The sequence below is a fragment of the Tolypothrix bouteillei VB521301 genome (assembly GCF_000760695.4).
Classification (GTDB): Bacteria; Cyanobacteriota; Cyanobacteriia; order Cyanobacteriales; family Nostocaceae; genus Scytonema; species Scytonema bouteillei_A.
In genome coordinates, this window is sequence record NZ_JHEG04000001.1 from 6125353 (window position 1) to 6137421 (window position 12069).

7 protein-coding genes are annotated in these 12069 nt (G+C 39.9%); 4 read left to right on the top strand and 3 right to left on the bottom strand.

Going from position 1 to position 12069, the window contains the following annotated elements; translation table 11 throughout:
- Positions 1-306 precede the first annotated feature (306 nt).
- The 4 genes from HC643_RS24785 to HC643_RS24800 all read left to right on the top strand — a co-directional run bounded on the left by HC643_RS24785 (position 307) and on the right by HC643_RS24800 (position 7084).
- Positions 307-1257, top strand: coding sequence for an ABC transporter ATP-binding protein (locus HC643_RS24785; RefSeq protein ID WP_038089877.1), 951 nt, complete (start codon positions 307-309; stop codon positions 1255-1257).
- 96 nt (positions 1258-1353) lie between these two features.
- On the top strand, positions 1354-3258 hold the full coding sequence (locus HC643_RS24790) for a hypothetical protein (protein ID WP_038089880.1): 1905 nt from the start codon (positions 1354-1356) through the stop codon (positions 3256-3258).
- Positions 3259-3414: 156 nt separating this feature from the next.
- A complete protein-coding gene (locus HC643_RS24795; RefSeq protein ID WP_167844749.1) occupies positions 3415-5313 on the top strand; it encodes a FlxA-like family protein in 1899 nt (632 codons plus the stop codon).
- A 91-nt stretch (positions 5314-5404) separates the two neighbouring features.
- Positions 5405-7084, top strand: a complete 1680-nt coding sequence (locus HC643_RS24800; RefSeq protein ID WP_038089882.1) for a hypothetical protein — start codon at positions 5405-5407, stop codon at positions 7082-7084.
- A gap of 121 nt (positions 7085-7205) precedes the next feature.
- Here HC643_RS24800 and HC643_RS24805 read toward each other — a convergent pair whose 3' ends face one another.
- From HC643_RS24805 to HC643_RS24815, 3 genes are all read right to left on the bottom strand, one after another.
- The gene (locus tag HC643_RS24805; RefSeq protein WP_038089884.1) at positions 7206-9188 is read right to left on the bottom strand and encodes a DUF262 domain-containing protein; all 1983 of its coding nucleotides are present in this window, start codon (positions 9186-9188) and stop codon (positions 7206-7208) included.
- 579 nt (positions 9189-9767) lie between these two features.
- Positions 9768-10649 carry a succinate--CoA ligase subunit alpha gene (locus tag HC643_RS24810; protein ID WP_038089886.1) on the bottom strand — a complete coding sequence of 294 codons (882 nt, stop codon included), beginning with the start codon at positions 10647-10649 and terminating at the stop codon, positions 9768-9770.
- 106 nt (positions 10650-10755) lie between these two features.
- Positions 10756-11994, bottom strand: a complete 1239-nt coding sequence (locus HC643_RS24815) for a succinate--CoA ligase subunit beta (protein ID WP_038089888.1) — start codon at positions 11992-11994, stop codon at positions 10756-10758.
- Between the last annotated feature and the right edge of the window lie 75 nt (positions 11995-12069).

The window sequence follows — 12069 nt, forward strand, 5'->3', positions numbered from 1 at the left end:
ATGCCATGCTATTAGTCCTTTACAAAATGTAATATTGGTTACTATGTATAAAAATTTGATAAATTTTTCTAGTACAAAAAAATACTTTCTTTAAAGCTGGTTGCATTTTCCGAAACCATTCTGGCAAGTTCTGAAATTAAAGGCTAAGCTTGCTGTACTGAAGTATTCGGTTGACTACCTCAAGCAAACTTGCCAAGCGCATGAATACGGTTATTTTCCGTGTGATAGCGTCTTTCGTTTCACAATAACAGTCAGTATGATGGCTGAAAGCCAATCAGTATAATTGCAAACTCCAGCCTATTAGTTATGACACAAGAACTGGCTATTCATACCCGTGGACTGACTAAGCAATTTGACAGACACGTTGCTGTCAATAATATCGATTTGGAAATACTGTCAGGTGAAGTTTATGGATTAATTGGTCCTAATGGTGCGGGGAAAACAACTCTCATCCGGATGTTAGCAGCTGCTGAAGAGCCAACAACGGGTGAGATTTATATAAATGGCGATCGCTTACTGCGGGACAAAAGCAACCCCACTCTCAAACGACGCTTGGGTTACTTACCGGATGACTATCCTCTTTACGAAGAACTGACTGTCTGGGACTACCTAGATTATTTTGCTCGGCTGTACCGTTTGCGCGATCCGCGCCGCACTCAACGCCTGCATGAAGTTTTAGAACTGATTCAATTAGGTAACAAGCGCAACAGTCTGATTTCTACCCTGTCACGAGGGATGAAACAACGCTTGTGTCTTGCCAGAACTATTATCCACGAACCTATTGTCTTGCTATTAGATGAACCAGTTTCCGGGCTCGATCCAATTGCCAGGATGCAGTTTCGTGAAATCATTAAAGTTTTGCAAGAAGCGGGAATGACAATACTCATTTCCTCCCACGTTCTTAGCGATTTAGCAGAACTGTGTACATCTGTGGGAATCATGGAACTTGGTTTTCTGGTAGAAAGTGCTTCTCTCCAACAACTTTACCAGCGCCTTGCTCGCCAACAAATTGCCATCTCTACTTTAGGAAAAATACCGGAACTTTTAGGCGAATTAAAAAATAATCCCCTCGTGCAAGAATGGGAAGTTTTACCTGCTAAGAATTGCGTGCTTGTCAATTTTTCAGGAAAACAAGAAGATTGTGCGGATTTGCTGCGCTCGCTGATAACAGCCAATATCCCCCTCACTGATTTTCACACCACACAAGAAGATTTAGAAACAATTTTCCTTAAATTAGGTCACAAGCAAGCATCTTAAATAGGGACAAGGGAGATGTATGAACGCAATCCAGTATTATTTCCATCTATTAGCACTAGGTAAAGTTTTCTCAATCTAAAAGCCACAATCCAAAATATGAATGATTTGATAAGTAAGCTGGGCGATTGGAATCCACAGTTTTTTAGGGAAATCAAAGGACGCTTAAAAGGTTTTCATGTTGCGATCGCAATTGGGATATCGCTTCTCGGTCAAATAGTTCTGTTTCTCTATCAATTGCGGGAGCTTCCTAATGAATTGTATTCACAAGAAGGAAAATACTGTTTTCTCCGTCCGGAAGTCATAGAAAAACGGCGACCTCTGAATCGGCAATTAGATATTCTTTACCAAGAAATCAATAAATATAGCAGTAATAACCCTTCTGGAAAAAGCAAAATTGCTGAATTGCAATCGCAAATCGATCGATTGCAGCAGAAAATTACCGATATATCAAGCCAGTATTGTCCCATCGACCAATTAAATATGCAAATGTGGTGGCGCGACCACTGGCAATACATTTTCTCTACACTCACAATCGTTTTTATCTTCACCTTGTTAGTCGCGGGTAGTTATTTGCTGATCGACAACTTAGCGAAAGAAGAACGGCGAGGAACTCTCAATTTTATTCGTCTGAGCCCGCAGCCAGCAACAAGTGTTTTGATTGGCAAAATGTTAGGTGTACCAATCCTGGTGTATCTCTTTATCATAGCCGCATTACCCTTTCATCTGTTTGCAGGGCGGAGTGCCAACATCGCCACCAGTCATATTTTCAGTTTCTGGATAGTCACCATCGCTTGCTGTATTTTCTTCTACAGTGCTGCACTACTCTTTGGCTTATATTGCCGTTGGTTTAGTTTTCAACCTTGGTTGGGTAGTGGTGCGGTTTTACTGTTTCTGATAATTACAATGCAGTCCATATGGGGTAATCCATACGTCAGTTATTCAGCCATCTGGTTTCAACTGTTCAGCCCTATTGATATAACAGCATACCTTTTTCCCAATTTGTTTCTCCAGCGTTACAAATGGGAACTGCTGGAAAACCTACAGTTTTTCTATCTACCAGTAGGAAACAGTCTTCTCGGCTTAGTAAGCGTGCATTTATTAAATTACGGGTTTTGGATTTACTTTTTATGGCAAGGAATAATACGCTGCTTCCGTAACTCAAACACAAGTCTCTTAAGTAAGAGTCACAGTTATTTTCTGGTCGCTTGCACTCAAGTTCTTCTTTGGGGATTTACCTTACAGTATGGGAAAAATTATTCGGAATCTTGTATGCCCGGTATACCCGGTAATTCTTGCGAGATGTCTTACGATGTGAATGATCAAATTTCTGACAATTTTCCATGGATTCTAGTCTTTAACGTAGTTCTATTTTTTGGGTTACTTGCAACCCTCACTCCTCACCGCCAAACCGTACAAGATTGGGCGAGATACCGACACCAAAATATTTCTGGCGATCGCAGCGTTAAAAATAACTTCTGGCTAAACGATCTGATTTGGGGTGAAAAAAGCCCGATACCAGTTTCAGCATTCATTTATCTTGCGATCGCAACAACTCCAGTCACCATTTGGATTTTACTCCTACCTATTTTTAATAACAAAAATCGCTCGAGCAGTATATGGATGAATCAGATCGATCGATTCAATGCACTTTTAGGGGTAGTTATGTTGATTACTATCATGATGATTTGTGCGGCGATCGTACAAAGAGCGTTCTTGATGAAAACAAAATACCGCTTTCTCTGGGCATTTGTTATCTTGGTTGCCTTGTTTTTCTTACTGCCAATTGCTCTGGAAATCTTGTATCTCAAACCTTCTACCTATCCCACATTGTGGTTATTTTCTACTTGGCCTTGGGTTAGTTTAGAATACAGTTCAACACCTACAGTTTTTATAGCTTGGTTGGCAGAGTTAGCAGTTTTAGGGTTGTTAGTTTGGCAGTTAGTCAAGCACGTGAAGATTTTAGGAGAATCTACTACCAAAGTCTTGCTAGTAAAAGATTAGATGAATTTGAAAAAAGAATGTGACGATTTTGATGGTTGCTATATCCCCGACTTGTTTAAGCAGTTGGAAATCGAGACTAACCTGAAGATTCTTAAATAAGAGTCAAGCCTAAGAAAGACTTTTTCAATCTAAAATCCACAATCCATAATCCAAAATATGAATGATTTGATAAGTAAGCTGGGCGATTGGAATCCACAGTTTTTTAGGGAGATCAAAGGACGCTTAAAAGGTTTTAATATTGCGATCGCAGTTGGGATATCGCTTCTCGGTCAAATAGTTCTGTTTCTCTATCAATTGCGGGAACTTCCCAATGACTTGTATTCACAAGAAGGACAATACTGTTTTCTCCGTCCGGAAGTCCTAGAAAAACGACGGATTCTCGGTCAGCAAATAGAAAACCTTTACCGACAAATAAGTAAATATAGCAGTAATAACCCTTCTGGAAAAAGCAAAATTGCTGAATTGCAATTGCAAATCGATCGATTGCAGCAGCAAGTTACCGAGCTATCAAGCCAGTATTGCCCCATCGACCAATTAAATATGCAAATGTGGTGGCGCGACCACTGGCAATACATTTTCTCTACACTCACAATCGTTTTTATCTTCACCTTGTTAGTCGCAGGCACTTATTTGCTGATCGATAACTTAGCGAAAGAAGAACGGCGAGGAACTCTCAATTTTATTCGTCTGAGCCCTCAACCTGCAACAAGTGTTTTGATTGGCAAAATGTTAGGTGTACCAATACTGGTGTATCTCTTTATCATAGCCGCATTACCCTTTCATCTGTTTGCAGGGCGGGGTGCCAATATCGCCACCAGTCATATTTTCAGTTTCTGGATAGTCACCACCGCTTGCTGTATTTTCTTCTACAATGCTGCATTACTCTTTGGCTTATATTGCCGTTGGTTTAGTGGCTTTCAACCTTGGTTGGGTAGTGGTGCGGTTTTACTATTTCTGATAATTACGATGCAGTCAATATGGGCTAGCCCATACGTCAGGTCTTCAACTATCTGGTTTCAATTGTTCAGTCCACTTGATATCACGGCATACCTTTTTCCCAATTTGTTTCTCCATCGGTACCAATGGAAACTGCTGGAAAACTTACAGTTTTTCTATCTGCCAGTAGGAAACAGTCTTTTGGGATTAGTGAGCGTGCATTTATTAAATTACGGGGTGTGGATTTACTTTTTGTGGCAAGGAATAATCCGCTGCTTCCGTAACTCAAATACCAGTCTCTTAAGTAAGAGGCACAGTTATTTTCTGGTCGCTTGGATTCAAGTTCTTCTTTGGGGATTTACCTTACAGTATGGGAAAAACTATTCCCAGTATTGTCCGGGTCGTGATTGCGTTAGCTTTCACGATGTGAATTATCAAATTACTCAAAATTTTGGATGGATTCTAATCTTTAACGTAGTTCTATTTTTTGGGTTACTTGCAACCCTCTCACCTCACCGCCAAACCGTACAGGATTGGGCAAGATACCGACACCAAAATATTTCTAGCGATCGCAGTGTTAAAAATAACTTCTGGCTAGCCGATCTTATTTGGGGTGAAAAAAGCCCGATACTAGTCTCAGCATTCATTTATCTTGCGATCGCAACGGCTCCAGTGGTCGTTTGGATTTTACTAGTACCCATTTTACACATTGACCAAACCGCAAGTCTAAATTTGTGGATTAATCAGGTTAATAGATTAAACGCAATTTTAGGGGTAGCTATGTTTATTACTATCATGATGGTTTGTGCGACGAGCGTACAAAGAGCGTTATTGATGAAAACGAAAAAACGTTTTTTCTGGGCAGTTGGTATCGTGTTTGTCCTATTATTCGTACCTCAATTCGCTCTCTCAATCCTGCGTCTCCAACCTTCTACCTACCCTACATTTTGGTTACTGTCTACTTGGCCTTGGCCTGGTTTGAAATACAGTTCAACACCTATAGTTTTTATAGTTTGGTTGGGAGAGTTAGCAGTTTTGGGATTGTTAATTTGGCAGTTAGTCAAGCAGGTAAAGGTTTTAGGAGAATCTGCTACCAAAGCATTGCTAGTAAAAGAGTGAAGGGATTTGAAAGAAATGTGACCAGAGGGCTGCTAGAGCGCCGACTTCCTAAAATCTCAACTCCACGCATCAAAATAAGATTGGGCTTTTTATGATCCAAAATTTTATTGAACAATTGGGGGATTGGAACCCCCAACTTTTACGAGAAATTCGAGGACGGTTGAAAACACAAAATGTTGTACTTGCAGTTTCAACCTCTCTACTCAGCCAGCTTGTTCTGTATGGATTTTTTGCAGTCAAGCTACCACCTAATCGCGTCACAGTCTCTTCAAACTATTCCTTATACTGTACGGGAAGCCCAAATGATATTAATGATTACAGGTGTCTGCACGATGGGTTGAGGCATTATTATCTGATTAATTGGCAGCTTTTCTGGCAGGATATCTTCACGTGGCTGAGTATTATTATCATTGCTGCCCTTTTGGTTGCAGGAACCTATTTGCTGACAAGCGATTTAGCGACAGAACAACGGCGAGGAACTCTCAACTTCATTCGCCTCAGCCCTCAATCCCCAAAAAACATATTTTGGGGCAAACTGTTGGGTGTTCCTATTTTGCTGTACATCGCAGTAGCCCTAACAGTTCCTTTACACTTATGGTCGGGATTGGGAGCAAAAATCCCCTTTTTGTCAATTCTAACTTTTTACGCTCTTGTATTAGCTGCCTGTATGTTTTATTACAGTGGAGCATTACTCTTTGGTTTAGTTGGGTCTTGGTTAAGCGGCTTTCAAGCTTGGTTGGCAAGTGGCGTAGTTCTTGGCTTTCTCATCCTGAGTAGACTGTGGTTTGCCAATGCTACAACTGATTCTCCTATAGCTTATATAAAAGGTCTCAACCCATTTTATCTAATTCCTCATCTGGATAAAAGCTCTTTTTTTACAAGCATTAATTTATGGGAAAATTTTTCTTGGTTTAAACTGCCATTAGGGGCTAGTTTTTTCACTGTCGTTATCTTTATTACATTCAATTACGGTACGCTAGCTTATTTTATTTGGCAAGCTTTATGGCGCTGTTTCCGCGATCCAAAATCTACTATGTTAAGTAAGCAGCAAAGTTATTGGCTAACAGCATATTTTGCCGTTTGCACTTTAGGATGTGTCAATTGGAAAGACTTTGTTGCCAGTCCCTATTATCATTGGTCAGTATTGCGTGATAGTATTGCGTTTATTTTGTTCTTAGATTTGTGGCTATTTTTATTTCTGATAGCTGCACTCATACCTCACCGCCAATTATTACAAGATTGGGTACGCTACAAAAAAAGTTTTATTGATAACAATTCTTGGAAACGTTCTTTAGTTCGCGATTTGATTTGGGGTGAAAAAAGTCCGGCATTGGTTGCGATCGCATTAAATGCAATAATCCTGATAACTCCTTTACTTCTGTTACTTGTCCTAAATTTTGAAAGAGGTATTAACAGAAATAACCCTCTTTTTGCTCTTGCTTTAGCTGGTAGTCTAGCTATGGTATATGCAGCTTTAGCACAATTTATGTTGTTCTTAAAAAATCGCTATCGAATTTTTTGGACAATAGCTACACTAACGGCTTTAATTGTATTACCAATAATCATTGCGCTTCTGTTGACAGCGAATACATCAGACAACTATTTTCCATGGTTTTTCTCAGTAGCTGCACCGCTTATTACCTTGTTTGCTGATAGCTACCCGATCTCTCCAATACAATTTTTATTCGCTATTTTCTGTCAGTTAGTTACTGTGTGGTTGTTAGTTTTTAAGTTAAAGCAGCAGTTAGACAAAACTGAGGAGTTAACATAAGATTATAACTATAGAGTACAAAGGAAGAGAAAAAGAAGAATTTAAAGATTGCTCAACTCAGCAGTTTTTAATGCGACAGACTACTAGTTAAGCCTACAAAAGCCTTTCTTAATCCATGTATCTAAAATGAATGCACTGTCTCAATACACCAGTCTTCAATTGATAACTCTGCCGTTTCTATCGCCTTTAAGCAGAATGCATGAATGTGTTTTGCTGACAAATTAACTTCAACAAAAGTTCCATTTTGGAGTTGTCGAGTACTACGAAAGTCTTTTTCATCCCATCCTACAAAACGAGGAAACTGCTGCAAAATTTCTTGAAATCGCTCAGGTTCGAGATCGGCAATCGTGTTTAATGTAACTTCTAAAACATCTCGCCAGCTTTTCACGGAATGTTCTTGTCCAAATATACGAAGTCGATTCGGAATGCTACCCGTTAAGCTACTAGGTTGAGAAGGTTGTACTTGCTCGTTACCAAAGTAGCTCCAAATCTGCAAAACAAGATCTGCAAGATATGCTGCTCGTGCTTCAATATCCTCTCTGCGCCAAGTCTCTTTATTGTGAAAATACTTATTCAATTCCAGATGACTATTTTGAAAATGAGTTTGCTTCATCCGAAACTCAGCATTAGAAAGTTCAGAATTATACGCTGTAAGCGTTAGATTGCCTAAAGAATGAACGAGTAATTCATGGGTTACTTCCCAATCTTCTCCCAAATGTTCTTTCCACCAGTTATTTAAAGTTTGTGGCATAACGTGTTCTATAGAAAGTCCATCAAAAGATACTTGCTCCTTATGCTTAAAGAATTCTTCAATAGATTCAAGAATAAGCTTTGCTTTCTCAGAACGATTACTACCGTATAGCTTGACATCCATTAATCGTTCTTTAAACTCTGGATTTTTTGGATAATCGCGGTTCTGAAGAGCTAACTTTAATCGCTCCACAAAAGTATCAGTAGCTAGATTTGTATCTTTACTAACTTGTGAGTAAAGCAAGGCAAAAATTCTATTTAATCCCCTTGTTTGAACATTACATACGAAACGACGAAGGATAAAATTCTCAATAATTTGCAGAACTGCAACCAAGTCTTTCTCTGTTATTTTAGATTGCATCCAATCATTGTAGCAGTTTAATAAAAATGGGTAGACAGTATTGATATCTAAACGATTGAGACGATGGAGATATTTCCGAATCTTTTCATGTTTTTCTCTCTCTGGGTTCAAAAGTTTTGCATAGTATTCAGAAAATTTATATAAATCTTTTAGATACGACAAAGGTTCAACTTTGTTAATTCTTTCTTTGATTTCAAAATAAACTTCACTCTGCTTGACTTCAACACCACTTTTTGTCAGGTAATGACGAATAAACTCGGTCAGGCTCTCTCCCAAAAGAATTTGCATGGGCTGCCAATATTCAGTATAAACAGATTCTTGATTATCCGCATGAATTTTCATAAAGAAATAGTTACGGATCAAGTCTGCTTGTGTCAGAGGTCTTCCCTTGGCGTTTAAGCTCTCAAAAACTAAGTAGGGATCGTCATCAGTACCAAGTACTACGCTTACAAGAGATAGATTATTGCAAACAACCTTTTTAATTTTTTGAATTTCCAATTGACTCTGCCGAATTTTCTTCTCAAAAAAAAGATAGCTTTCTGAAATACCACTATCATTTGTTTGAGGTGGAGATTTAATGATGTGATGAAATGGAGCACGGTCTAACTGTGTAGGTTGTAACTTGTAGTAATCCAAGCCTTTTTTGTAAGGGTTAACTAAAATAGTATTATCAATTTCGGCTGCTAGCTCCTCGTCAGATTCTTTTGCTCGATCTCGTAAAGCACATAAAAGAATAAAAACTGTTGTTAAACGCTGTTGTCCGTCAATTAAAAGATACTTAGTTACTCCTTCAGGTACAGATGTCGTTGGCATAGTGACAATAGAACCCATAAAGTGAGGACGGGGATTATCCGTTGCACAAAGTTCAACTATGTCATTCCACAACAGCTGCCACTCCGGTTTTTTCCAACTGTAAGCTCGCTGAAACAAAGGGACAACGTATTGTTTCGTCCCTTCAATAATTTGTTGCAATTTAGTTTCGGAGGCTTGCATTTATTACCATTCTCTATAGTTCTCAATTATACTGTCAGTATCCTCCTTCTCATTACAACCGTATAAGTACTTAAATTAAGTAAATTTTACAATTAGCGCTAAAAGGATGTCCAAAAAGTCAAATTATTTGCTTTTGCCAGGGAATAAAATTTGCTGCTGTCCATGCAAAACCCGCACGACAAGTGCTCAAAATCACTAGCTTTTTGATTTAGAATAGAAACAGTGTTAATTACTCATCTAACTCCAGCATTAGTAATTTGATGTGCGAGCTTTTAATCTTGCCCAACTAGGTAGGAAAAATGTTACTAGAAAGTAATAAAAAAGCGGCACTCGTAGTTTAGCTAACGCTTACCAAGCATAAGAAAACCGTAACGAGCAGATCGAGTCACCAGTACTTGCTTCTGGTTACGTCCAAGGGTAACCAAAGCTACTCCCTTCGGTACTATAAGGTTACCGATCTTCTTTTCCTCTTACTCCCTTGCTCTTTGCGTCTTTGCGGTTTATTTAAATAGGTAATCTTTGGGCGGAGAGAGAGTAGTCAATCAGCCACTTGCATAAGTATCCAGAATACTATGATATCTATCCCAGAACCTTCTTCACCAATTCTGGGATTTGAGAAGGACGTTCGGCGACTGGAACCCTTGTGTGAGAAAAAGCCGATACTTTGCTTTTTGCCGTACCAAAATCGGGATCGCGTCCTATCACAGCTGCTAAAGTCCCGGTTTGACGCCACTGTTTGACAGGTGGTGCTTGTGTTCCTGCAATGTAAGCAATAACTGGTTTGTCTATGGCTTCAGCAATATAATGGGCTGCAGCTTCTTCACGACCTCCACCCGGTTGTCCAACTAAGACGATCGCCTTGGTTGCTTCATCTTCATCCAATATTTCCAGCCATTGCAAAAAAGACGAACCGACGATCGCATCACTACCGATGCTGACGCTGAGCGACTGTCCCAACCCAGCATGAGTTAATTCCCTTGCAACTTCATAAGTCAAAGTCGTGCTGCGACTGAGAATTCCCACAGAGCCTGGGATATAAAATTCGCTTGGTTGAGTCCCCAAGAGAATTTTGCCCGGTACGATAATACCAGGGCTATTGGGTCCTACCACGATAGTTTCTGTTGCCTCAGCTTTCCGCAGAAGTTGTACCATATCGAGTGGTGGTACCCCAGGAGATATAATAATCAGCTGACCGATCCCAGATGCGATCGCTTCTAACGCTGCATCTAAAACTTGGTATGGATGCACGCAAATAATCGTTGTATCGATAACTCCATATTGTTCCACAACCTCTTCAACCAAGTCATAAACTGGCAAACCGTATATTTCCTGTCCGCCACAACCAGGATTGACACCTGCTACAACATTTGTGCCATATGCTTTCATTTGTGTCACGTGAGTGACTGTAATATACTCACAAAATCCTTGGATTAATACTTTGCTATCTGGTGTTAAGTTCATAAAAAGTATCAAGTATGAAGGATAAAATATGTCTTCTACCAATACAATCGCAAGTCAAATAGAAGTATAAAGGAAAATTTTTTGCTCCTTTATACTTCATACTTTTTCAAAATCTTCTATGTGTAGTTGTTGCCTTAGCAAAACGGACTGCTTCTGCTACTGCTTCATCCAGACTTTCTACCACCACAGGTGCGTCACCCGGAGTTTTTAAATTTGCTAGATATTCTCTAGCTGTCTTAAACTCAGAACCAGCAAGACGTACAACCAAGCGGGGAAAATGACTGTCCCGACGATTTTTACTACCGTTAGCCCTAACCAATTGTGGCTTAAATGTGCTGGAGCTACTTTCTACAAAGTTTCCGATGATTTCTACAACTTCTTCACTCAGAGGAATGCTACCCAAGAAGTTAATGAGTATCACGTGAATACTTTTATCAGCACCCAAACTGTGTAATGCTTTTTCCAAGCGATCGGTAAAAGTTGTCGGTGAGGTTTCGGTCACCGAAGCATGGCGCAGGTTGAGACAAACACCTGGTTTCCCACCAGCATTTACAACTAAATCTAAAGTTGCCATTACCGAACCCGCACCATTACCTAGAATTGCTATCTTACCGTGCATTTCTACAACATCCCAATCGCCCAAGTTCCTTGCTATCTCTCTCTTGGTACGGCGGTTGGCAATTTTAGTTGCAATTTCGGCAATATCTGGATGACGCCCAATGGCTCGTTCGTTGACACTTACAGTACCGTTAAGAGCCATAATTTGACCGGAAGAACTCACTCCCAAGGGACTAATTTCAATCAAATCTAGGTCTTTGTCTGCAAACAATTGGTACATTTTCTCTACAACAGTGCTAACTGACTGCATTAACGAGCCTTGCAACCCCATTTTTAGTGCCAATCGTCGTGCATAAAATGGAGAAAATTCCCCATCAACAACGACGTGTTGCATCTTTTCTCCTGCTGATTCCCAATCCCAATCAACTTCAGCTTCCGTACAACCTAATAAGATGGGTCTGCAAACAGCAGTATCCACAACAACGGCTAAATACAACTCCTGTTCGGCATCATACTTTGCTTCTGCTAGCAACACTTCTGGTAACTCACCAAAAATTGGCAGATTAAAGATGTGTTGGGCGGCGGCGATCGCATCAATTGTTGTTTCTACAAATCTGACCCCACCGGCTTTTGCTCGTCCCCCCACATGCACTTGGGATTTCAACACGACAGGATAGCTAATTTTTAACCGTTTTAGGTCTGTAGGATGATCGATTCGTTGAGATGGCAATACAGGAATGCCGATTTCCGAAAACCATTCTTTAACCTGATACTCTAACAAATCCATTGACTTACACCTTTTTTGCCACATTATTGGGGTTGCTGCGGGGAAGTCTAAAACATACGGCGCTCCACCCCGATT